This is a genomic window from Paenibacillus sp. NPDC058174 (assembly GCF_042883865.1).
Taxonomy (GTDB): domain Bacteria; phylum Bacillota; class Bacilli; order Paenibacillales; family Paenibacillaceae; genus Pristimantibacillus.
The window spans coordinates 648,262-672,217 of the sequence record NZ_JBHVUY010000001.1; the positions used below are offsets into that span (position 1 = coordinate 648,262).

22 protein-coding genes are annotated in these 23,956 nt (G+C 43.7%); 20 read left to right on the plus strand and 2 right to left on the minus strand.

Annotated elements, in window-relative coordinates; translation table 11 throughout:
* Nucleotides 1-5 precede the first annotated feature (5 nt).
* The 14 genes from ACFVVF_RS02925 (at nucleotide 6) to cysC (ending at nucleotide 17,429) form a co-directional block, all read left to right on the plus strand.
* Nucleotides 6-872 carry a pentapeptide repeat-containing protein gene (locus ACFVVF_RS02925; protein ID WP_387808775.1) on the plus strand — a complete coding sequence of 289 codons (867 nt, stop codon included), beginning with the start codon at nucleotides 6-8 and terminating at the stop codon, nucleotides 870-872.
* A gap of 13 nt (nucleotides 873-885) precedes the next feature.
* Nucleotides 886-1,665 (plus strand): ABC transporter ATP-binding protein, encoded by a 780-nt coding sequence (locus ACFVVF_RS02930; RefSeq protein ID WP_387805233.1) that lies wholly within the window; start codon nucleotides 886-888, stop codon nucleotides 1,663-1,665.
* Nucleotides 1,666-2,433, plus strand: coding sequence for an ABC transporter permease (locus tag ACFVVF_RS02935; RefSeq protein ID WP_387805235.1), 768 nt, complete (start codon nucleotides 1,666-1,668; stop codon nucleotides 2,431-2,433).
* A 228-nt stretch (nucleotides 2,434-2,661) separates the two neighbouring features.
* Nucleotides 2,662-2,943: an ArsR/SmtB family transcription factor gene (locus ACFVVF_RS02940; RefSeq protein ID WP_387805237.1), complete on the plus strand. Its 282-nt coding sequence runs from the start codon at nucleotides 2,662-2,664 to the stop codon at nucleotides 2,941-2,943.
* 97 nt (nucleotides 2,944-3,040) lie between these two features.
* A complete protein-coding gene (locus tag ACFVVF_RS02945) occupies nucleotides 3,041-4,108 on the plus strand; it encodes an LLM class flavin-dependent oxidoreductase (RefSeq protein WP_387805239.1) in 1,068 nt (355 codons plus the stop codon).
* A gap of 100 nt (nucleotides 4,109-4,208) precedes the next feature.
* Entirely contained in the window at nucleotides 4,209-5,366 is a 1,158-nt protein-coding gene (locus tag ACFVVF_RS02950) for an MFS transporter (protein ID WP_387808778.1), read from the plus strand.
* A 230-nt stretch (nucleotides 5,367-5,596) separates the two neighbouring features.
* On the plus strand, nucleotides 5,597-6,943 hold the full coding sequence (locus tag ACFVVF_RS02955) for an FAD-binding oxidoreductase (protein ID WP_387805241.1): 1,347 nt from the start codon (nucleotides 5,597-5,599) through the stop codon (nucleotides 6,941-6,943).
* A gap of 129 nt (nucleotides 6,944-7,072) precedes the next feature.
* Complete coding sequence (locus tag ACFVVF_RS02960; RefSeq protein ID WP_387805243.1) at nucleotides 7,073-7,540, plus strand: MarR family winged helix-turn-helix transcriptional regulator; 468 nt, start codon at nucleotides 7,073-7,075, stop codon at nucleotides 7,538-7,540.
* A gap of 145 nt (nucleotides 7,541-7,685) precedes the next feature.
* Complete coding sequence (locus ACFVVF_RS02965; protein WP_387805245.1) at nucleotides 7,686-8,936, plus strand: MFS transporter; 1,251 nt, start codon at nucleotides 7,686-7,688, stop codon at nucleotides 8,934-8,936.
* Nucleotides 8,937-9,075: 139 nt separating this feature from the next.
* On the plus strand, nucleotides 9,076-12,147 hold the full coding sequence (locus ACFVVF_RS02970) for a sulfotransferase (RefSeq protein WP_387805247.1): 3,072 nt from the start codon (nucleotides 9,076-9,078) through the stop codon (nucleotides 12,145-12,147).
* The gene (locus ACFVVF_RS02975) at nucleotides 12,144-13,214 is read left to right on the plus strand and encodes a hypothetical protein (RefSeq protein ID WP_387805249.1); all 1,071 of its coding nucleotides are present in this window, start codon (nucleotides 12,144-12,146) and stop codon (nucleotides 13,212-13,214) included. The genes ACFVVF_RS02970 and ACFVVF_RS02975 overlap by 4 nt, the downstream gene beginning before the upstream one ends.
* A gap of 26 nt (nucleotides 13,215-13,240) precedes the next feature.
* Nucleotides 13,241-15,079, plus strand: coding sequence for an acyltransferase family protein (locus tag ACFVVF_RS02980; RefSeq protein ID WP_387805251.1), 1,839 nt, complete (start codon nucleotides 13,241-13,243; stop codon nucleotides 15,077-15,079).
* Nucleotides 15,080-15,104: 25 nt separating this feature from the next.
* The gene (locus ACFVVF_RS02985) at nucleotides 15,105-16,904 is read left to right on the plus strand and encodes an ATP-binding cassette domain-containing protein (RefSeq protein ID WP_387805253.1); all 1,800 of its coding nucleotides are present in this window, start codon (nucleotides 15,105-15,107) and stop codon (nucleotides 16,902-16,904) included.
* A gap of 21 nt (nucleotides 16,905-16,925) precedes the next feature.
* Nucleotides 16,926-17,429, plus strand: a complete 504-nt coding sequence (gene cysC, locus ACFVVF_RS02990) for an adenylyl-sulfate kinase (RefSeq protein WP_387805255.1) — start codon at nucleotides 16,926-16,928, stop codon at nucleotides 17,427-17,429.
* 72 nt (nucleotides 17,430-17,501) lie between these two features.
* Here the strand turns inward: cysC and ACFVVF_RS02995 are convergent, their stop codons facing one another.
* On the minus strand, nucleotides 17,502-18,170 hold the full coding sequence (locus tag ACFVVF_RS02995; RefSeq protein ID WP_387808781.1) for an MgtC/SapB family protein: 669 nt from the start codon (nucleotides 18,168-18,170) through the stop codon (nucleotides 17,502-17,504).
* A gap of 148 nt (nucleotides 18,171-18,318) precedes the next feature.
* Here ACFVVF_RS02995 and ACFVVF_RS03000 point away from each other — a divergent pair, with 148 nt between their 5' ends.
* From ACFVVF_RS03000 to ACFVVF_RS03015, 4 genes are all read left to right on the plus strand, one after another.
* The gene (locus tag ACFVVF_RS03000) at nucleotides 18,319-18,819 is read left to right on the plus strand and encodes a sigma-70 family RNA polymerase sigma factor (protein WP_387805257.1); all 501 of its coding nucleotides are present in this window, start codon (nucleotides 18,319-18,321) and stop codon (nucleotides 18,817-18,819) included.
* Nucleotides 18,816-20,051: an anti-sigma factor gene (locus ACFVVF_RS03005; RefSeq protein WP_387805259.1), complete on the plus strand. Its 1,236-nt coding sequence runs from the start codon at nucleotides 18,816-18,818 to the stop codon at nucleotides 20,049-20,051. The genes ACFVVF_RS03000 and ACFVVF_RS03005 overlap by 4 nt, the downstream gene beginning before the upstream one ends.
* A 48-nt stretch (nucleotides 20,052-20,099) precedes the next feature.
* Nucleotides 20,100-20,822, plus strand: a complete 723-nt coding sequence (locus ACFVVF_RS03010) for an SDR family NAD(P)-dependent oxidoreductase (RefSeq protein ID WP_387805261.1) — start codon at nucleotides 20,100-20,102, stop codon at nucleotides 20,820-20,822.
* A 328-nt stretch (nucleotides 20,823-21,150) separates the two neighbouring features.
* A complete protein-coding gene (locus tag ACFVVF_RS03015; protein ID WP_387805263.1) occupies nucleotides 21,151-21,621 on the plus strand; it encodes a GNAT family N-acetyltransferase in 471 nt (156 codons plus the stop codon).
* Here ACFVVF_RS03015 and ACFVVF_RS03020 read toward each other — a convergent pair.
* Nucleotides 21,601-22,530: a hypothetical protein gene (locus ACFVVF_RS03020; protein WP_387805265.1), complete on the minus strand. Its 930-nt coding sequence runs from the start codon at nucleotides 22,528-22,530 to the stop codon at nucleotides 21,601-21,603. The two genes, ACFVVF_RS03015 and ACFVVF_RS03020, sit on opposite strands and share 21 nt — an antisense overlap.
* A 131-nt stretch (nucleotides 22,531-22,661) precedes the next feature.
* Here ACFVVF_RS03020 and ACFVVF_RS03025 point away from each other — a divergent pair, with 131 nt between their 5' ends.
* On the plus strand, nucleotides 22,662-23,162 hold the full coding sequence (locus ACFVVF_RS03025) for a GNAT family N-acetyltransferase (protein WP_387805267.1): 501 nt from the start codon (nucleotides 22,662-22,664) through the stop codon (nucleotides 23,160-23,162).
* Nucleotides 23,163-23,181: 19 nt separating this feature from the next.
* Nucleotides 23,182-23,814: a histidine phosphatase family protein gene (locus ACFVVF_RS03030; RefSeq protein WP_387805269.1), complete on the plus strand. Its 633-nt coding sequence runs from the start codon at nucleotides 23,182-23,184 to the stop codon at nucleotides 23,812-23,814.
* Nucleotides 23,815-23,956 lie beyond the last annotated feature (142 nt).

Sequence of the window (23,956 nt, forward strand, 5' to 3'; positions counted from 1 at the left end):
CCATGATGAATCCCAAATTAATGGATTATTTGAACAGCGTCTTTACGCCATACGATGGGGTGAAAAGCGTCACCGAATTAAAGGCAGATCTGCTGGCGGATTTGCAGGAGCGATATGGTGAGCTTCGTGCAGAGGGAAAGGACGATGAAACGGCATTTAAGATGACGATTGAAAGCATTGGTGACATCGAGGAAACCATTCTAGAGGTCGCGAATCTCTCCCGGTCGCTGGAACGGCAAGTACTAACGAATTTTAATTCAAGTAATCTGGCGAAAAGCGATTTCGCAGGCGTGAAAGCTCATAAAGGACAATTTCAAGGCAGTGCGCTGCACGGCTCCGATTTTTCTGGCGCAGATCTGACTGGCAGTTCGTTCAAGAGCAGCGATGTACGGGAAGCCAATTTTGACGGCTCGAATCTAACGGACTGCATTCTGTCTACGCTGGATCTGACCAATGCCAGCTTCAACAAGACGATCCTGGTAAGAACCAATTTCACGAAATCAGGTCTTGAAGGAGCCAGATTCTCTGGAGTAAGACTGACCGATGTCACGTTAACGTTGACTGATCTTAGAAAGGCAAGCTTTGAAGGCTGTTTATTTGATGGTGTCGACTTCAAGTACTCCGATCTGAGCGGGCAAAACTTTGACGGACAGACGTTCATCGGCGTTAAGTTTGAAAAGGCGGCATTAACCGGAGCATCCTTCAAAGGCGCTACCTTTAAAAATGTTTCATTCCAGCCGGGTTTCACTTTAACTAAAAAGTATTATCGGATGATCAAAACCGTCTGCTTTGACGGAGCAACGATGGATAAACTGACCTTCGCGCTGCTTAAAGGCATGGAAGCCGATTTATCGAAAGTGACAGTTATTTAAGGGAGGTAATCCTATGCCAACTGTGCAAACTGTGCCAACCAAATCGATTCATGTAAAAGGATTGCAAAAAAGCTACAAGGAGCTTCAGGTGCTGAAGGACGTCAATTTCGAGGTGGAAAAAGGCAGCATTTTCGCTCTCCTTGGCTCTAATGGAGCAGGCAAGACGACGGTTGTGAAGATTCTCACCACTTTGCTCAAACCAGACGGCGGAACAGCAGCTGTTAACGGGTTCGATGTTTCTTCGCAGCCCGATCACGTGCGCCAGAGGATCAGTCTAACCGGCCAGTTTGCCGCGGTGGATGAAGTATTGACCGGACGGGAAAATTTGATCATGATTGCCAAGCTGAGATACCTCCATAATCCGCGCCAGGTTGCGGACAAAATGTTAACACGCTTTGGGCTGACTGATGCTGCAGACCGCAGAGTGTCTACCTACTCTGGAGGGATGCGGCGCAGGCTCGATATCGCTTTGAGTATCATCGGAAACCCGCAGATTATTTTCCTGGATGAGCCAACAACGGGACTTGATCCCGAGGCCCGGATCGAAGTATGGAAAATTGTCAAAGAGCTTGCCGATGGCGGGACGACAGTATTTCTCACGACACAATATCTAGAGGAGGCGGAACAGCTTGCTGACCGCATTGCGATTCTACATGAAGGCAGAATTATAGCGAGTGGAACACTTCAAGAGCTAAAGCTGAGGTTTCCGGCTGCAAAGGTTGAGTATGTGGAGAAACAACCGACGTTAGAGGAAATTTTCCTCGCAATCATCGGCAAACAGGAGGCGAAATAAGTGGAGACGACAAAGAAACATTTCTTTATCGACATAAGCGTCATGCTTGGACGCTCCATGCGTCATATTATCCGCAGTATGGATACCATTATTACAGTTACGATCACGCCGATCGCGATGCTGCTGCTATTCGTCTATGTTTTCGGCGGGGCCATTCAAAGCGGAGCAGATAACTATGTGAATTACTTGTTGCCTGGAATTCTTCTGATGGCGATTGCCAGCGGAATTTCCTATACTGCTTTCCGGCTGTTTACCGATGTACAACGGGGCCTGTTTGAGCGGTTTCAGACCATGCCGATCTCACGTTCCGCCTTGCTTTGGGGTCATGTGCTTACTTCGCTTGTATCCAACGCTATCTCTGTAGTCGTCATCATCCTTGTCGCGCTGCTCATGGGATTTCGTTCTTCAGCGGGAGTGCTGCCATGGCTTGCAGTAGCCGGAATACTCGCTCTGTTTACGTTAGCCTTGACATGGGTAGCAGCTATAGCTGGACTATCTGCAAAAACTGTCGACGGTGCTAGCGCCTTCTCTTACCCCTTGATTTTCCTGCCGTTTATCAGTTCCGCATTTGTGCCAACCAAATCGATGCCAACCGTCGTTCGTGTCTTTGCTGAGAATCAGCCGGTGACCTCGATCGTCGAATCCATCCGTGCATTACTGTCGGGCCAGCAGGCGGGCAATGACATCTGGATCGCGCTCGCCTGGTGCGTTGGAATTATGATTGTTGCTTATTTTTTTGCAATGAGAGTTTACAAAAAGAGAGTATGAACAAGACGAATGCTTCCACAAACAGCTACGAATGTTGAAATCCAATTTGGAGGGTATTGATTGTGCAGCAGTTACGAAAATAACGAACCGTTCCCCGAAATACTGAGGAACGGTTTTCTTTATTTCAAAATGCAATTCGTGACCCCTCTTTACTTTTGAACATCATGGTGATAATATTGACTTCGATAGTTATAGAACTGCTGAACAGATTAAGGGGAGGTGATCATAATGGGGAACATTCAAGATGATATGGGGCATGCGGTTAAAGTCTATAAAGCTCTTGGTGAACCTACCCGGCTAAAAATCGCTTTACTGCTCACTAGAGAGAGTAATTTATGTTTTAGTGCCATCGGAGAAAAACTTGAATCGGTTGCAGGCTCGACACTATCGCATCATCTGAAGCAATTGACGGATTCTGGCTTAATCGATTCCCGTAAAAGCGGGTCGTTTATTCACTATAACGTGAATCGTGAAATTGCGGAAAAATTTGCGCCCTATTTGCTGGCGTAAATTTTTTTAATCATGATTTCTACAGATATAGAACTGTAGAAACGATGGGCGGATTATGCCCAAAATGCGAATAGATAAGAAAAAGGAGAGAATAACGATGAGCGGTCAAACAAAAACAATGGAGATTGGTATCAGCACATTCCTTCATGCAAGTCCTGCAGATGGCGGTGTATCGCATGCCGAGAGGCTGCGTCAAGCGATTGAAGAAGTTCAATTAGCAGACCAAGTCGGCCTTGATGTCTATGCCATAGGTGAACACCATCGAATCGATTACACCAGCTCGTCGCCAGCCGTCATTCTGGCCGCAGCTGCCGCAACAACGAAGCGGATCCGGCTCTCAAGCGCAGTAACCGTACTATCCTCGAACGACCCGGTACGGGTATACCAGGATTTTGCAACGGTGGACGGTATCTCGAACGGGAGAGCGGAGATTATGGCCGGCCGGGGTTCGTTCATCGAATCGTTTCCGCTATTCGGTTATGATTTGGAGAATTACGAAGAATTATTCGAAGAGAAATTGGAACTGCTGTTGAAAATTCGCTCTTCGGAGAAGGTGACCTGGCGCGGCGGTCATCGCCCGGCAATTGACAACATGGGCATCTATCCTCGTGCCCAACAGGAGCTCTTGCCAGTATGGATAGGCTCAGGGGGAAACCCGGAATCAGCTATACGAGCCGGCCTGCTGGGACTTCCGATTGTCTTCTCCATTCTGGGCGGAATGCCGGAGAGGTTCGCGCCTTTAGTGGAGCTTTATAAGGAAGCTGCCGTGAGAGCAGGTCATGATCCGAACAAGCTGCAGATTGCAACACATTCACATGGTTTTATATCAGATACGGCACAAGATGCAGCAGATCGTTATTTCCCAGTCATGGCGGCTCAAATGAACCATATTGGACGGGAGCGGGGCTGGCAGCCTTATACTCGTGACACGTACGATGCAGCCAGCAGTCTTCAAGGCGCTCTATACGTCGGAGATCCTGAATATGTGGCAGAGAAGATCATCTTGCTGAACAAAAACCTAGGCTTGACCCGGTTTATGATGTACGTTGATTTCAGTACACTGCCGCATCGCGATTTATTGCATACAATTGAGCTTCTCGGCACCAAAGTAGCGCCTATTGTCCGGAAAGAGCTTGCCCTTCAGGCATCTGACCGAAACGTTTAAAGGAGCAGGCAGACGAATAGTAAGGAGCAGTTATTTTTTTTGAAACAGATTTCTACAGATGTAGAACTGTAAAAATGAAAAGGAGAGAACCACATTGAGTATGAAAATTTATATTTTAGCCATTATCAGCTTTTTAGTCGGAACTTCAGAATTCGTAATTTCCGGTATTTTGGATATGTTGGCAAGTGATGTAGGCGTGTCGCTAGCGGCCGCCGGACAACTGGTCACTGTCTATTCGCTTGCTTATGCTATAGGGACCCCAATATTAATTGCAGTAACTGCGAGAATGGATCGAAGAAAGCTAATGTTATGGGCATTGAGTTTATTCTTCATTGGAAATTTGATTACGGTCTTAACCAGCGGGTACGCTATGCTGCTTGGAGCAAGAATTATACTGGCGATAAGCACAGGGGTATTTATGGTTGTTGCCCTGACTGTTGCAGCCAAGCTCGCTCGTCCTGGCAAACAGGGCAGCGCTATTGCTACCGTTCTCCTAGGCTTTAATCTCGCCCTTATTCTCGGCGTTCCGCTTGGAAGAATCATTGCAGGCTCTTATGATTGGAAAATTATTTTCACGGGAATTGGATTGCTCAGCTTGCTCGCAATGTTCATCCTGATGCTTACAATTCCGAAATCGGAAGGAGAGGCGCCTGTTCCGATTCGTCAGCAGCTGGCTTTGTTGAAAAATCCTCGAATTTCTATCGCGCTGTCCATCGGTTTCTTCTGGATATTTGGTTATATGATTCTGTACACGTATATCACGCCGTTCCTTCTGACCGTTACGGGCATGAGCGAGCGGATGGTCAGCATTGGTTTGTTTGCATTTGGGCTTGCCAGTTTGCTGGGCTCCCAAGTTGGCGGCTATGGTGTAGATAAATGGGGCATTCCCCGCACGATGATTGGCGGCTTGATCTTTCACTCCGGTATATTATTTTTACTGACGGCTTTATCCCATTCGACCCTGTTCGTTCTGCCTTTGCTGATGCTATGGTCCTTTTTCGCTTGGTTCACAGGGCCAGTACAGATGGGTAACTTAATTAGCATGGCTCCTCAAGCTTCGGGTATCATCCTTAGTTTGAACAATTCGATCGTACAGCTGGGTATGGCAGTAGGGGCTGTAGTTGGAGGTGTCATTGTAGATAACATGTCGCTTACGGCGGTCGGCTGGTTTGGCGGAATTGGCGTCGCACTTGCAATTATCCCGGCTATCCTATCCCTGTCCATGCGCCGGAGATCTGCATTAACGGCACAAAAATAAGCGTACCCGAGCATCTCGGAGGCATAAAATCGGCCTTTGATTATAATCGAATACCGCTCAGCAGGTTCTATTACAAATCAGCGTTGCCGGCAAAAGAGGCAGCGCTGATTTTTTTTGCTCATAGCTAATCAGCACTTGCCTATACCTCTAGTTGTGTTTATTCATAATATACATGGTTACTGCCTAATTGTTGGACTTCATTTGTTAAATAACTCAAGGGAGTTGGATGCATGAAATCCAAAACAAAACTTACAGGGCGAGTCATTTTCAAAGGAGATCCTGGTTATGATGCAGCGCGTAAAAACTGGGACCCCCATACGAATCGCTTTCCTAAAGTTTTTGTTTTTGCTCAAAAAACACGAGATGTGGCAAATGCAATCAAGTGGGCTCGTCAGAACAATGTTCCTATTCGTCCAAGAAGCGGAAGGCATGCTCTGGAAGGCAACCTTTCACAGGTCAACGGCGGCATTGTCATTGATGTAAGTGATATGAATAAGATTAAGCTGAATAAGAAATGCTTAACGGCAACGGTCGGAACCGGCAATCGTGTCGGACGTATCGTAAGAAGGCTGGCTGATCAAGGCTATATTGCTCCATTTGGTGACAGTCCGTCGGTTGGGATCGGCGGCATTACACTTGGCGGCGGTATCGGACCGCTGGGGCGGACGACCGGCTTAATCAGCGATCTTCTGATTGAGTTGGAAATGGTGGATGCCAAGGGAAGAGTTATTGTCGCGAATCGTAAAAAGAACTCAGACCTGCTGTGGGCATCCCGCGGCGGTGGCGGCGGCAACTTTGGGATCTACACGAAATATAAGCTCAAGGTGCTACGCGCACCGGCATTTGCAACCATATTCCGGGTCATCTGGCCATGGGAGCAATTCGAGAAGGTGGTTAAGAAGTGGCAAAGATGGGCCCCTTCAGTCGACACCAGATTGGGCACTGAATTGAATATCGGCCCTAAAAAGGGCGGCAATGTCACGATGATCGGGCTGTTCCTAGGTTCAAAAGCCGAGGCGGTTCGCCTATTAGAGCCGATTACAAGCGTAGGTACGCCTACGACGAAAACGATTCAGCAGCTGCCTTATGCGAAAGTGCCGAGAAGCTTTTTGCTAGCACCCGATCCGATACTCCCTCAAAAATTCAGCAATCAGTTTTCTAGCGGCTTCGGAAGACGTCCATTCCCGGATAAAGCAATCAAAGCGATGCGTACGTTTTTGGAAAAGGCGGAGGGGAATACGCCAGCAGGCTTCTTCTTCCTGAACTGGGGCGGTGCGATCAGCCGTGTCGCGCCAAGAGCAACTGCCTTTTACTGGCGTAAAGCAAAGTATTATGTCGAATGGAACAGCTCATGGGTTAAGCAATCCAATGCAGCTCGAAACATCGCCTTAGTCCGTGAAACCCGCCGCAAATTGCAGCCGTACATCGTGGGATCGTATATTAACGTTCCGGATCAAGGCATTAAAAATTCGGGGCCGGTGTATTACGGTAAAAACTATGCAAGATTGAAGAGAGTAAAGGCGAAGTATGACCCTCAAAATGTGTTTAACAATCCGCAGAGCATTCCTCCAGCATAGAGGATAGAATAATGGAATATCACAAAAAAGTGGTTGCCTTCGCAATCACTTTTTTTTGCTTTTGCCAACGGTCAAGGTATACAATTTAGTATAATAAAGTTTATGAATGATCGTTCGGGAGGACAAGCCATGAATAAGGAAGATCAGGTCATGAAGGGTTTCAGGGACTTATATAATAAAATAGTTCTGCTTAACAAAGATAAGATGGAAGAAAGTCTGAAGGGCTACAAGCCTTCAGAGGTACATTGCATGGAATATATTGAAAAAAACGCCGATTCCAATGTGACGAAGCTTGCTGACGCCTTCTACATGACTCGCGGCGCCATAAGTAAACTCACTAAAAAGCTCATACAAAAAGGCCTTATCGAAAGCTACCAGAAGTCAGATAACAAGAAAGAAATTTATTTCAGGCTTACGGAGCAAGGGAAAGTCATTTATAATATTCATGAGGATCTGCACAAGGAGTTTCAAGAACGGGATAAAGTTGTATTTGAAGAGGTAACGGACAAACAGTTTGACACGATGCTTCGCTTCTTAGCGAAGTATAACAGCCATTTGGATGAAGAAATCAAGAAAGCGGATATCAGGTCAGAATAAATAGATAAAATTAGAATGGAAACCTAGGCAGCCCGCTCTTATTGAGAGGGGCTGCCTTTTTAGTCTTGATTATTTGTTGACAGGGAAACAAAATGAATATAGTATTTTGTTGAATAGGAAACTAAATTTTCAGGAGTGAATCCGTATGTCCATCTTAAACTCGCATCATAACAACAAACAAACCGTTGATAAACATGCCTTGCTATTTGGTCTCATCTCAGTGTTTCTGTGCGGGCTAGGCTTCAGCATCATAACACCTGTCGTCCCATTTTTAGTACAGCCCTATACCAGCAATCCCGGAGAGCAAGCAATTGTTGTTACGCTGCTTACTTCTATTTATGCAGTTTGCGTGTTTTTTGCGGCTCCTGCGCTGGGAGCGTTGAGCGACAAATATGGCCGTCGCCCTTTACTCTTAATCTGTCTCACTGGTTCTGCAATCGGATATTTCGTCTTCGGCATAGGAGGAGCTATATGGATACTATTTGCCGGCCGCATAATTGAAGGTATAACAGGCGGGAGTATAAGTACGATCTTCGCTTATTTTGCCGATATCATTCCAACTGAACAGAGAACCAAATACTTTGGATGGGTGAGTGCGGTTGCCGGTTTAGGCAGCATAATTGGACCAACGGTAGGCGGATTGCTTGCCAAGATTGATTACGCTGCCCCTATATATTTTGGTGCTATTATTACTTTATTGAATGTTGTGTACGGGTACTTTTTTATGCCGGAAAGTCTTAATAAGAACAATAGACTGAAAGAGATTCGCTTTGTAAGACTAAATCCATTTGCACAGCTTGCAAACCTGCTTACCATGAAAAATATAAATCGGCTGCTTATCGCAGCATTCTTGCTATGGATACCTAATGGAGCTCTGCAAGCGGTTTTCTCGCAATTAACAGTGGATACTTTCAATTGGAAGCCTGTACTGATCGGACTTATGTTCTCGATTATGGGATTTCAAGACATTCTGTCACAGAGCCTCATTATGCCGAGGCTTTTGTTAAAGCTTAAAGACAAACAGATCGCGATCCTTGGAATGGTTTCGGAGATCATGGGCTATTGTCTTATTGCGCTATCTGCGTTGTTCGCATTCTATCCTCTATTAATTGCTGGTGTGTTTTTATTTGGCTTCGGCGATTCGATCTTTGGGCCTTCATTTAATGGAATGCTCTCCAAATCCGTCGATGCCAGTGAACAAGGACGGATTCAAGGCGGCAGCCAATCGATTCAGGCTCTAGCAAGGATAATTGGGCCTGTCATCGGAGGTCAAATCTATATAGCGCTTGACCATGCTGCACCTGCTTTTATGGGGATGATCCTTATCTCAGCTGCAATAGCTGTTCTAAAGGTCGGGAAGCCGTACCATAAGCAGGTCGAAAAGCTAATCGAATGAGGTTGGCTTTTTTTCATGTTGAATAAAAATATAAATTATTTTTATAGCTATTTTTCGACATAAATAACAAATATAATTGAATAATAGCTCGAAATATACAGCGTAATTTTTTCCTATCCATTCTGATAGAGGTGCATACATGTTGGCGAGATCAAAGGCTATCGTTATTTTAGGAATGCATAGAAGCGGGACTTCATTACTAGCTAAAACTATAAAAGCGTTAGGCGTTTATATAGGTCGAGACGAGCAAATGATCAGTCCGCGCGAAGACAATCCTGAAGGCTTCTGGGAGCATTCAGATATCGTAGATATTCACGAAAAATTGCTTGGCAGCTTGTCTTCATCATGGGATACTACTAAGCCATTGCCTGCAGAATGGTGGTTGTCAGAAGAATTGCAGTCTTACCGTTCAAGAATGAAAGATATTATTGCTAGCAATTTCTCTAACTATGCTGTATGGGGATTTAAGGATCCGCGAACTTGTTTGCTGTTGCCGCTATGGAAATCTGTATTTCAAGAGTTGAATGTAGAGCCAGTTTACATTATTTGTTTGCGTAATCCATTGAATGTTGCAGCTTCTCTGTATAAACGGGATAGATTTACGAACGAGAAATCAATGGCGCTCTGGAACTTGTACGTCATGTCCAGTTTATACTATACAATCGATGAAAGACGTTTAGTCGTCAGTTATGATCGTTTGATTGAACAACCTGTTGCAATGGGAGAGAGGATCAGCCATTTTCTGAACATCCCCTTCAATGAGACTGAGCGGGATTTGATGGGTTCATTACCTAATGGCGGATTAAGGCATGGCAACTATTCATCAAGCCAACTGTGGCAGTCGCAATCGGTACCATCAGTCATTAAGCAAATCTATCAGTTATGCTTGAGCGTGGAGAATGAGAACAATTCTAATAGTACTGATGTAAACGCTAGTGTTACACGAACATACGAGAACTTGGAACAAACTATTACGCTAATGAACCACGAGCGGGGCTGTCGATTTCAATTTTATTGGTCCGGGGCTGATGAACAATTCTCGGAGGAGAAGTCCTCTTACATAACAGTCGATACATCGGGAAAAATGGAATCCTACCAGATCACGATTAAGGAAGTTATCGGTTCCGTTCTGCGAGTAAGTCTTCCCCAAGAACTGACGATGATTAATTGCTCAAAACTGATGCTTACAGATGGACAAGATGAGATAAACCTCCATCAAAGCAGTACGATAGAGTACGCTGATTTTCTGGAATTAGGCATACCGAATTCAAAAACAGATTCGCTGACAGGTCTTACAAATGGGGAGGATCCGCAGTGGGTAATCAAAAATCTGCCTCCGCTGCGAGAAAGCGTTACCCTACATATTGATATTAGTTGTTCGTTTCAGTTGAACGGGGAATTAGTCAAGAAACTCCAGCAGCAGCGTACTAGTGAAGAGATAATGAATGCTAGGCATGATGAAGTCATTCGTATAACGGAAAATAAACTCCAACTGGAAATTTCTGAAAAAGAAACGCTTCGTTTGGAAAGGGAACAGCTGGAGCTGCGCTTACAATTACAAATCAAAGAGCTTCAATTGCTGAATGTTGAGCAAGAAGCGACAATCCGCTTGGCTGCGACTCAAATTGAAAAGCAGCTGGAGACGCTGGAATTGCTTTATGAAGAAAGGGTTGAAGCTAAGCAGACTTCACTTAATCAAGAGCTTCAGGCTAAAATTGATGAACTTCAGACCCGTTTACAAGCAAAGAACAAACTTCCAAGCAACGATCATGTTCTTCTATTAAGGCAAAAGGATCAAGAAGTCGAACAATATCGCCGGGAAATTGATATTTATAAAAGCTCTATGTCATGGAGAATCACAATGCCAATGAGATGGATGGGTGATAAGGCGAGAAACTCCAAACGAAGAGGCAAGATGCTGGCTAAACACATGCTGAAGTGGTATGCCATCCAGCATAACAAGTTTACCCGCTCTACAGGGCTGGCGGGCAAACTAAGCTATAAAAAATATGCACTGATTATATCTCACACCAACTATTTGGAGTCAATGGGAGGCACGGAAAAATACATTTATGAGCAGACTTCACATTTGGCTTACAATGATGTAGGTGTTATTCAAATTTATCCGGCCCAAAGCTACTCTTTTCTGGCAACGAAGGAAGGGACCTATTATGGCGTTGTTGCAGACGGTCAATTTAAAGGCTTTCATACCATCATTGACATTGTCAGTTGGTTAACTAAGCTTCATATTCAACTAAGGTTGCTATATACACATCACTTGCTGAATTGGCAAATAATCGATTACATGACCTTATACCAGCAAACAAAAAATCATTTTTCTTTTGTACATACCTTGTTTATTCACGATTTCTTTGTGCTATGTACCAGTTATCACATGATGTACGAGCCAAAAACAGAATTCAGTGTCAAGCAAGCGGGAGATCGAAGATCCTGTATTTCTGAAATTGCAGCAGCATCGGAATGCGGTCAAGAAGCTGCAATTTGCCAAAGCTGCCGGTATGGCCTCCACTTATCAGATTGGAGACAGGCTATTCAACCCGTCTTGGATCATGCAGATCAAATTGTTGTACCCTCCTTTTTTGTTAAAGATACCGTCTCTGCCGTATACAGCGACATAGCCGATAAAATCACAGTTAAGGGTCATTTGGTATTTACGGGGCAATCGATCGTGTACAAACCAAAGCCTAGCGAGCGTAAGATAAGAATCGCTTATCTGGGCTATAGAATGGACAATAAAGGCTGGCAGTTCTGGGAGCGTCTTTACAAGGATCAATCATTGAGACAGATCTATGAGTTTCATCATGTTGGTTCCCAGGAAAGCTATGCGGATCATGTCATCATGCATCAGTATTCATTTCTCAAGGATGGCAAAATGGCGGCGACTAACCTCCTTATTAATCATGAGATTGATTTGGTTCTGCTATGGTCTATCGTACCGGAAAGTTATTCCTATACGCTTCATGAGGCTATCGCTGCGGGAGTTCCGGTCCTAACATCCCCTAAAAGCGGGAACATTGCAGCTACTATAGATTTGCACCCGGAGTTAGGTAAGGTGCTTCATAGTGAGGAGCAATTGCTGACGTTTTTAGCCAATCCCGAGGAGGTTAAGTGCTATGTGTCGGGTGAAAAGGCTAGATACGTTTTGGAAAGCAATCACTTATCTTTGACTAAAGAGGAGCTGCAACCATGATTATCACGACTTCGATTTGTGCCAATTATTTACCCAAGGCAATGGTTCTGGCTAGATCGGTTAAAAGAACCAATCCTGACGCTTATTTTATCGTCTGCTTGCTTGAACGGGAGATCCATCCATCGGCGTCGACTTGCGATGCCTTTGATGAGATTGTGTTAGCTCATGATCTCGGTTTTGAGCAATTCGACAAATTTATTTTCAAGCATTCTATCGTAGAGGCCGCTACCTCGGTAAAAGGTCAGCTGTTTGTATATATGTTGGAGCGTTATTCGGAAGAGAACAAGTTTGTGTACTTAGATCCCGACATTGAAGTATATGATGAGCTTGTTGAGCTGAAGGATGCTTTGGATGAGCATGCCATTGTGCTGACACCGCATTTATGTCATCCAGAGGACATTATGGATGCTGTCATGGATAATGAATTAAGTGCACTGCAGCATGGGGTATTCAACTTAGGATTTTTGGCTATATCGAGATCCCAGGAAGCGGAGCGGTTTGCGGCATGGTGGGCTAGCCGATTATCCATGTTTTGCTATGATGACATTCCAAGAGGAATCTTCACAGACCAGAAATGGATTGATCTTGCTCCATGCTACTTCGATGTATATATATTGAAGCATCCAGGCTATAATGTTGCGCCATGGAACTTATCCAAACGCAAGCTAACCTACTCGGACGGATACCTAGTGAACGGACAAAAGCTGCGGTTTTTCCATTATTCCGGATTCGATTCCGGTGCGAATGAAGGCATGATTAGAAAGTACGTGCCAGATTTAAGCAACTGCGTGTATAACCTGCGAGACAATTATGTCAGGCAGCTGGAAGAAGCGGATCAATCGAAACTTGGTCAGGAAGAGTGGTCTTATGATTTTTTCCAAAGCGGAGAGAAAGTGAAACGCAATTCACGCATTATTTTCCGTGACGTTCCGGAGCTCCCTTACCGTGTGGAAAATCCATTTGCAGAAAGTAACGATTTTTTTGAGAAATATGTGAGTATTGAAATGGTGACCAGAAATGTCATTCAACAAGGTAAAAAGCTGCTGAAGCGAATCATTAACCGCTAAAAGGCCGGAATTAGGAGAACTGTTGCATGACGAAATCAAGATCGATCTATCCAGACGTTTTGCGCATTACGGCCTTAATTGGGGTTGTGTTGATTCATATAACTGCTCCAGTAATAGGAATCTTTGACGTTATAGGAGATGTCAAGTACTGGTGGGCGGCCAACATTATGAATTCTGCCTTTCGATGGAGCGTGCCCGCATTTTTTATGATTAGCGGAATGTTCTTGCTCAACCCGAACAGAAATGAATCGGCAAAGCAGTTTTATTTTAAAAGATTAGCCAGGCTGCTTCCAGCTTTTATGATTTGGAGCTTTATTTATTATATATGGGGGATTCGGCATGAGTTAAGCCGATTTGAGTTAGGTTCCTTCTTAAAGGGTCTTGCTGAAAATACTCTTCATTATCATTTATGGTTTGTTTATATCATTATTGCAATATACGTTCTTGTTCCGTTGCTCCGATTGTTTGTTAAGCATGCTTCTCATGGAATCTTATATGTTTGTACAGCCTGCTTTATTGGGTCCAATCTATCGGCGATTTCTGGCATACTAGGCTGGCATTTAGCGACTGAGATTCCGCAAATAACAGGGTATATCGGTTATTTCTTACTCGGCTATTATTTATCGATTACTAGTTTGGATTCTAAAAAGCGGCGGCTTTTATATGGGGTAGGAATCGCTTCGTATTTCATCATTCTGTTTGGTCAGTATTGGATGATTAAATCCTTTCCTAGCTTTGCGAACTATTTTTATAACTATATATCTTTTACTGTAGCTATAACAGCGGCGGCAGTGTTTGTATGGTTCAAACAAATCGGATTCGATTTTGTCGCAGCTAGAGCTTCAAAACGTATTTATTTGATGAGTTCATCTGTCTATAGTATTTATTTAAGCCATGTGTTAATTATGGAATTCCTTTACGAAAGACACCCTTGGGATATCGTCAATGGGAATCCGTGGCTGTATGTTTTTGCTGTTGCGGCATGCATGCTTCTAATTTCTTTTTCATTCTATTTGATCTGGCATGGGGTGCAATATACGTTAAATGCAATCTTCCAGCTTCCTATCCCTTCTCTGAAGGTGCAGGAGTTATTTGGAAGGTTAATGGAAATTTATAATTATAGAGAGATGCTTCGCAACATGGTGTTAAAAGATTTGCGGTCAAGGTACAAGGACTCTGTGCTCGGCTTCCTCTGGACGTTTCTGAATCCGCTGCTTATGCTGGCCATATACAGCTTTGTATTCTCATCGATTATGAAATCCGATATTGCTAATTTTCCGATGTTTATTCTGGTGGCACTACTGCCTTGGAATTATTTCTCTCAATCAGTCCTGCAAGGAGCACGAAGTATCGTAAACAACGGAGATCTGTTGAAAAAGGTATATTTCCCAAGAGAGATTCTGCCGTTATCCGTAATTGGCAGCAATTTAATTAACTATTTGCTTACTTTGGTCATTCTGATTCCTGCGCTTTGGATTAGCGGGGCTCACATTACAACGGCATTATTCTCTTTCCCAGTCGTTCTGTTCATACAAACGATGCTTATATTTCCTATTGTTATGCTGGCTTCCTTGGGTGTTCCTTACTTGCGAGATTTAGAGCATATCCTCCATGTACTGATGATGATTTATTTTTATCTGACACCGGTTTTATTTCCTTCTTCGTTCATTCCGGAACGGTTCAGATGGATATTTGATTACAATCCGATGACATCGATAATAAACGCTTATCGAGATTTGTTTTTATACGGGAAGTGGCCAGACTTTGGAACGCTGCTTCCGATGCTGATGGTGCTGATGGTGTTAAATACAGTGATAGCGTTCGTCTTCTCGGTGCTTCAAAGAAATGTGGTCGAAGAAGTATGACGCCTGCATGCAGGGGAGGATCATCATGAAAAATGCAGTTGAAATTCGTCATCTCTATAAAAAATTCAACATGCATAGCGGAAAGAATAATACATTAAAGGGTAGAATTTTTAGTTCAGAGTCGCCTTCAGAGAAGGAAAAGTGGGTACTGTCAGATATTAATCTGGAGCTTTCTCCAGGATCAAGCCTTGCGTTAATTGGCAAAAATGGTTCAGGAAAAAGCACGCTTCTAAAATTGATCTGCCGAATTTTGCATCCTACCTCCGGGGAAGTAAAAGTGAATGGAAAAATAGCAACATTGCTAGAGCTCGGAGCGGGATTTCATCCTGATTTCACAGGCCGGGAAAACATATTTTTTAATGGCTCTATTCTTGGATTTACCCGTAAGGAAATTCAGGCTAAGCTAGACAGCATCATTGCGTTCTCAGAACTGGAGCAGTATATTGACATGCCGGTACGCAATTATTCTTCGGGTATGTATATGCGGCTTGGTTTTTCCGTGGCCATTCATCTGGAGCCAGATATTTTGCTGATGGATGAAATCTTGGCAGTAGGTGATATTGAATTTCAGAAGAAGTGCATGAATGAAATCCTTCGATTGAAAAGTGAAGGTAAGACGATTGTGTTTGTAAGCCATTCAGGGCCACAGGCACAACAAATATGCGATCAGGCCATTTGGCTTGAAGATGGTCGAATTAAGATGAGCGGAGCTTCATACGAAGTAGTGGCAGCCTATGAGAAAAACAGTGCGAATGGTGAATATGTTCCGGAATATTATTATCGGATGGGATGCAGAAGCCAGCAACAGCAGAACTTTGAGCAGGCGTTACATTATTTTAATCAGGCGTTGGAGTATGGGTTTAGCGAATTTTCGGTTAAAATTTTACGTTCTTCCGTATTTCTCGAATTGGATATGAAAAAGGAGGCCCTGCTTGATGCCGAATGCTGTCTAGATATTGCCCCTCCAGATGCAGATAGAACGAGCATACTTCAGCATATCCAGTTTGTTAAAAGCCAGGCCGAAGCTGTGGGAACGGGACCTTTTCGCGCAGTACTTACCGATAATACAACTACAAAACCGGATTTTCTTATTATCGGAACGCAAAAAGGAGGGACAACCTCTTTATATCACCACTTAACCGGTCATCCAAACATTCAAGCTGCAGCAATTAAGGAAATTCACTATTTCGACGAGCAGTTTGGCCGAGGATTTGATTGGTACAAGAGACATTTCCCGTCTAATCTGCCGGCTGGAATTATAACAGGAGAAGCTAGTCCATACTATCTGTTCCATCCGCAAACACCAAGAAGGGTGTATGAATTGCTGCCGAACGTGAAGTTGATTGTTGTACTTCGGAACCCTGTCCAAAGGGCATATTCTCATTATCGAATGATGGTGAAGCGGGGAATAGAACAGTTGTCATTTCCGGATGCGATACTAGCTGAACATGATAGGGTGAATGACGATTATAATAGAATGGCGATGGATTCCAGTTACTCAAGTCCAAACTGCTCGCACTATTCCTATTTGAAGCGAGGATTGTACGTGGAACAATTGGAAAGATGGTATCAATATTTTCCGAAGGAACAGTTCCTTATTATGAATAGCGAAAAGCTGTTTCAGAATCCTGTAGAATGTTGTACTAGAGCAGGTCAGTTTCTGAACATACCGGACTGGACGGGTAATGACTTCCCGCATTTGCTGGAGGGCGATGAGGGACCAGAAATTCCTGCTGATACATTGGCGTGGCTGCAACAATATTTTACCGATCCGAACCGTAAATTGTTTGAATTAATCGGCGAGGAGTATGATTGGAACAATTGAATGTAGGGGGACAACGGGCATATGAATCCATTAATTTGGTTAACGGGTCTATCCGGGTCAGGTAAAACTACGATTGCGGATGCCTTGAAGCAGCAGCTTCCTAATTGCTATATACTAGACGGCGATGTACTGAGGAAGGGGATTAATCAAGATCTCGGATTCAGCATTGAAGACCGGATTGAGGTGGGAAGAAGAATTGGTGAAATCGGGAAAATTTTGCTCGATGCCAATCACCATGTTATTGTTGCTTCGATCTCACCGCACAGAGCAACACGTGATAAGGTCCGAACTCTCATTGGAGATTCGTATATAGAGGTATACATTCAATGTCCGCTGGAGGTATGTGAGCAACGGGACCCTAAGGGCTTATATAAAAAGGCGAGAGCCGGAGAAATTAAATTTTTCACCGGAATTGATTCCCCATATGAGGAGCCGGTTCATTCTGAAGTAACCGTAGATACGAGCATATTGTCTGTGAATGAATGTGTTAAACAGATCATGAAGTATATAGAAACAAGGTGGTAACACCAACAAGCAAGAGTGCGAATGCGCAGCTCTTGCTTGTTTTTCATTGCTAAGTTATTAGGTATGCACGAGTTAATGGATTTCAACCGAAATGACCGAATTGAGATTTTGAATGATGGTGAGCAGCTGTTCCCGTCCGTATAAGCGGGGCAGACGAATGGACATCTCAAGCTCGATTTCGCCGCCTTCCTTGATACTGCTCTCGGCATGGAAGGAGAGAATCGTAATATTCTCAGCTTTAATTAACTGTTGAATACGGAGCATGGCGTCAGGCTCATCTTGGATACGAATGAGAAGCTGGTCAGTCTTGGGCGCAGCTAAGGAGTAGAATCTGCCGTGCAGCACAATTTGAGCGAGTACGATAATGATCGTGACACCTCCGCCTACCCAGTACAGGCCAGATCCCACGGCCATCCCCACCCCGGCTGTAGCCCAGATGCCAGCAGCTGTAGTCAGTCCCTTCACAGTCTGGCGCTGCATGAATATCATACCGGCGCCGAGAAATCCGACACCGCTAACTACCTGTGCAGCGATCCGGGAGGGGTCGAGGGACAGATTATCCCAATGGAGCTGATCTACGAAACCGTATTTAGATACGACCATCATAAGAGATGCGCCTACGGCAACCACAAAGTGGGTGCGTATCCCGGCTTCCTTCATCCGGTTCTTACGTTCATATCCGATTAGTGCGCCGCATAGCCCAGCTATGACTACACGAAGTAAATAAATAAGTTCCATGATCCAAACACCTTTCTTTCTATTCCATTAAAATAAACAGTTTATTTCGTTTTGAAACATTTTAGCCCGAAATTTATAGACGATTTCAGTTTTTTCTCGGTAAGCTGTAACTTTCGTTCGTCTGAACCGTGAATATAACAGGGGGGAGAAAATGAAGGGAAACCGCCTGGATCGTATTTACGAGCATTATGTGCAGGATGTCTATCGCTACTTGCGCTCCCTCTGCTACGACCATCATACAGCAGAAGATTTGATGCAGGAGACCTTTTACCGGGCTTATCTTTACTTGGAGAATTGTCAGGACGATAAGGTGAAGCCATGGCTGTTCCGGGTTGCTTATAATGCTTATATAGACTATAAGCGCAAGGAGAGCCGGACAACGCTGCAAGCCCCTGGCTTTTTTCAGCGGCTTACTAATCTACGTACTCCGGAGGATGAGCTGCTGCGTCAGGAGCGCTGGAATGAGATCGGAAGGGTTTTGACTGCTCTGCCTGAAAATCAGCGGCAAGCCATGCTGCTCATTGATTTCAACGGGCTTACCTATCAGGAGGCAGCAGACATTATGGAAATCGGATTATCTCATGTGAAGATTTTGCTGTTTCGAGCAAGGCAAGCGGTACGAGGACAGGGTCGGAAGGAGGAGCAGAAATGAGTGAGGATTTCAAACGAAAGCTACAGAATTATGCTGAAGGCAAGCTCACTGATGAAGAGCGTGAAGAAGTTGAGCGTGAGATGGAAAAGATGGAGGTGTATCAAGCATATTTAGAGGAGGTTATGACAAATTCGAACCAGAAGCTTTCCGGTGATGGGGGAGAGGCGGGGGACGCTCGCAATCGCATGCCGGCAGCCCCGTTGAAAGAAGCCGTTATTATCCGGCGGGGCAAATGGAAGGCACGGATCATGAATGTCTTTACGTTACTTTCAGTCCTCTTGATATTTGCTGTAATTAGCATGATTATTACTAGCGTATTCTACGGAAGCGGCACACCGAACCGGATGGAGACTTACCGGAATGTTGTGGAATCAGCAGTCGCGGTATCCCAGCCTAATATGAAGGTTAATGTGAATGGAGCAGGCAATGCCTTTTTTACGATGGACTTTACAGGCAAGCTGAATAAGAGAGTCGGAGACGAGGAAATTACTGCAGCCGATTTTTCAATGCGTTTTCTAATGAATTTAGCCTCTGCACCAACGATTACTTGGCAGAATAGGGGTGGCAGTATTTTTTTCTATCATCCCGATTATAAGCCAGCAGTTCAGAGTGAGCAGAAGGAGACTAACAAAGGGGGAGAGGATCGCCAAGACCGAAATGAATGGGCAAAGCTCGAGAAGCTCCCGGAGGGAACAGTGGCAGAAGTATATGTGTCATTGGACCGGTTATTCTCAACCGATGAGCTACTGAAGCAATTCGAGCATAGGAACATGGAGCCCGTGTGGTTTGCTGTGGATACCGGGCTTGATCCGAAGCGTGCTGACAGCGGCGGAGTTATTATCAATCCTGTGGGTTTTCCTTACATGCCTGTCTGGCAAGCAGATGATCTGACGGTGGACTTCTACTCGGAAAAAAAGACGAAATTCGGAAAAACAGTGTCCAGCGGCGGACATTATCCTTCACTCGAAGCCTATGGAGACGGAGAGAAGCGAAACGGGTATTTCAAGAAAACCTTATACATGCTTCAGAAAAATAAGGGGATAGCGGCCAAAGCTGCACCGTTTCTTCAGTTAGACTACACGATCGATTACGTGGACAAACATGGTGTAAAGCTGTATGGAGTTGTCATTACCGGGCCTGTCAAAGAACTGCTAAAGCTTCGGGAGGAGTCGTGGATCAGAGATTTAAGGGTTGGTGAAGTTCAGCTGTGGAACTGGCAGCCGCGTGAGTAGACAGGAAGTTGATTATAACGAAGAGGATAATGCCTGTTATTTGGAGAAATGGTGTATATTGAGAAACGCTATTTCCATTATGCAGGAGTGATAGAAGTGAAATGTTTTATTCTAACAGGTGCTTCGCAGGGTATAGGTGCAGCTATCGGCAAAAAACTGCTAGCAGATAATCACCATCTGATATGTGTTTCAAGAGAAAAGAATGAACTACTTCTTTCGTTGGCGGATTCCGAAAAGCAGAGGATCGACTACTTTGAATTTGATTTGAAAGATGTTGAAGAGATCGATAAACTAATGGGAAATATTTTCGAGAAGATAAGTTCTGACGTAGATGGATTGTATCTAATTAATAATGCTGCCATTCATTTTAATCAGCCTATAGAGGAGACCGATCCGAGTCTAATCGCCCGGTTGATGAATATCAATCTGGTTACACCGATGATACTAACTGCAAGTTTCATAAAGTATTCGAAGCATCTGAATACAGAGAAAAGGATTTTAAATGTTTCCTCCGGCTCATCATTTAATTTGTCGTCAGGCGGCAGTTGTTATTCTACCTCTAAGGCGGGCTTAGAAACATTCACGAAAAGCATTGGAATGGAACAGAGCGATGTCAAAATCATGTCTGTTAGACCAAATAAGGTCGATACCAATATGCACGCCGCCACAGAGAACAAGAAGCAGCTAAAGACTCCTGAATATGCAGCGGATCGAATACTTACATTTCTCTTGGAACGGTTTGAACACGGGAAGACGGTAAAGGCTTGGTAGGCGTCTACTAATCAACCGTGAAAATATGTGATGAGCTGCGCAAAGAACGAGAACACGGTACAAATAATGAATGGTTAGCTAATTAATCAGGTAAGAGGGCGTATCAGCAGCTCTTGCCTGTTTTTTCTTGTTCATATGAGCGTTGCTGACGAATGGCCAAACGTCATTCTCAGCCTTCACCCGCTGCTGAATAAGGAGCATGGTCATCTCGTATTAATATTGCAAATACAACAAAAATATAATATACTCCCTTTATTGTATTTACAACAAAAGTGGCTGATCAAAGCGATTATAATTTTAGTTTTAGAATAACGGAAGGTGACTTTAAATGAATCATATTCACATTGTAGAATGGGATGAGAAGAATCACAGCAGTTTTATTAATCTTTCTATAGAATGGCTTGAAAAGTATGTTTCTGTGGAAGAAGCTGATTTGAAAATGTTGAATGACCCGCAAGGACAGATTTTGGATAATGGAGGTACTATCTTTTTTGCTATATCGGAATCAGAAGCAGTAGGAACGGCAGCCATGATTAAACTTGACGATACGACATTTGAATTAGCGAAGTTAGCTGTGAAAGAGGAATTTAAAGGCCGTAAAATTGGCAACCAATTGATGGACGCCTGTATTCATTATGCTAAAGCACACAGTGCCAACAAAATTATTCTCTTTACGAATCATAAATTAGTCCCAGCTATACATTTGTATGAAAAATATGGTTTCCATCAAGTATTACTTGCTAACAACAAATATATCGAAGCTGATATAAAAATGGAGCTAATCCTCACTCAGCAATAACAGCCGTTCAAGTCCGACGCCGCTAATTAAACAGCGCTCCTTTTTGCTGCCGAGCATTTGATTCATCCAATCAACAAATCCGCCATCGCCTATTTCTATTTTTTCATGTTCTTTTTCCATATAAATTTTAAAGTTGATACCCTGATAGTACTTATTGTCTTCATTGTCATAGTCAAAAGTAATCATCGTATCAGGGAGTATGGTTTGTACGACTTCAGTCATTCGTGTAAAGAAGCCATCTCCGTCTGTATATCCGCTTCTTTTTCGCATGACAATGGATAGACTTGCGTTGTAATGTTCTCGGATTAACTCTTTATAGAACAGAAAGTGTTTAGTAATCAGTTCTATCTCACAGTTGTATGAACCATTATCTTTGCCTGAGGATACCATGCAGAATAAGCCGAAATGAGCAGTAAAGCCGCTCCCGGAAAATGCTTGTGCTCTAACAACTCTCGCTGTTGCAGCATAATGCAAGGAAGGAGCATTGTTTACTGTTCTGCTCTTCAGCTTGTCTGCTATAATAATGGCCAGCATGTTGGAGGGATCAGAAAGTGTTTCCGTTCCGCGTAAAGCACTTACCACATTATATTGGTCTACACATCCAAAAACGCTGCAGCTTCCAAGAGGTGCTGACGGAGAAAGCAGAACCGTTTCTATATCCATTTTTTTAGCTGTAGTTAATAACTGGGCTTCTAGTGCATGAAAGCTAGCTGGATTTGCTTCGCTTGGGATAGAAAACCGGTTGGATCGGAATGTTTTTAATATATCCGCTGGAGTAGTCTTTTCCGTTTGTTTTTCAAAAAGCTCTAGCAGCAGAGAATTTAAATCTGCATTTGACAACGCAAGGAGTTTATCTAATAATTCTGGATCGCCAATCTGGTTCAAAATCCTGTTAAGGATTGGGTTCATAAATACCACCTCATCGGAATGTATATTTGTGATTTTAATTATAGGATATATTAGAAATTATATGAAATAATTTCTTCGCAAACAGCGATTCATGTTATTTTATAAAAACCATACGAGATGGGGGAGCGGTAATGAATATTCAAACAGATAGACTAGCCCTTCGAAATACTGCGATTACTGATTTGGATTTTGTAGTAAACACGGAAAAGGATAATGAAAATAGAGCTTTTATCGGGCAATGGACATTTGAGCAGCACCAGGAATCTTTAACGGATAAGAATATTCTTCATTTCATTATAGAAGACAAGCTGGGCGAAAAGGTTGGTTATGTGATCCTATCCGGCTTGCTGGATTCTAACCAGGCATTGTGTATTAAACGCATTGCAATTAATGTTAAAGGTCAAGGCTATGGAAAAGAAGTCATGGAAAGCATTGTTCAATGGGCATTCGAAAAAACGCCAGTCCACAGATTATGGCTTGATCTCAAGGACTTTAATCAACGAGCCAGACATATTTATGAGTCTATTGGCTTTGTCTATGAAGGTACGCTGAGAGACAGTTATTACAACGGTGAAAGTTATGAATCGATGATTGTAATGTCGGTGTTAAGACACGAGTACTGTAATTCGTAGACGAAAAGGGTGACCATCGTTGAAAGAATTAATATTAATCAGGCATGGAGAAGCTGAACATCTCCTTTCCGGGGTAGTTGGCGGCTGGACGGATACCAAATTAACGGAGTTGGGCAGAGCGCAAGCAAAATGTACGGGGCAAAAACTAGCAGAATGGTTATCAGATGCCGCTGTTCGTTTATACTGTAGTGACTTATCAAGAGCTAAGGAAACAGCCCAGATTATTGGCCGCGCTCTTGGAAGCGAGCCTGTACCTGGTGAAGATTTGAGAGAACTGAATAATGGAATAGCTGCTAATTTGACTGCAGGGGAAGCAGACAAGGTTAGAAATCCAATAACTGAGCCGGTCATTGACTGGGTTCCGTATCCAGAGGCAGAAAGCTGGAGGATGATGTACGCGCGTCTGTCAGCATTTATGGACAAATTTAAAAATGACACTAGCGATGATGTCATCTTATTGGTAAGTCACAGCAACGCAATGATTTCGCTCATTCATTATTGGCTGGAATTTCCGCCGGATATGTTTAAGGTATCATTCGATATAGAGCCGTGCAGCATAACACGATTGCGAATAAATAAATGGGGCGAACGCACAATTGCAAAATTAAACGACACTTCGCATTTGAACCATGCTTTCGTTTCATTCTGTTGAGGAAGTAAAATGTTTTGGTTAGGAGGCGACATTGCTTATTTATTAGCCTAGGCCTAAGCAGTAGACCGGGATACGTTCCCGTCTATTTCTTGGGCTTATGTATTTCCCGCTTCCACCTCATATTAGAATAGAAAACGAAATT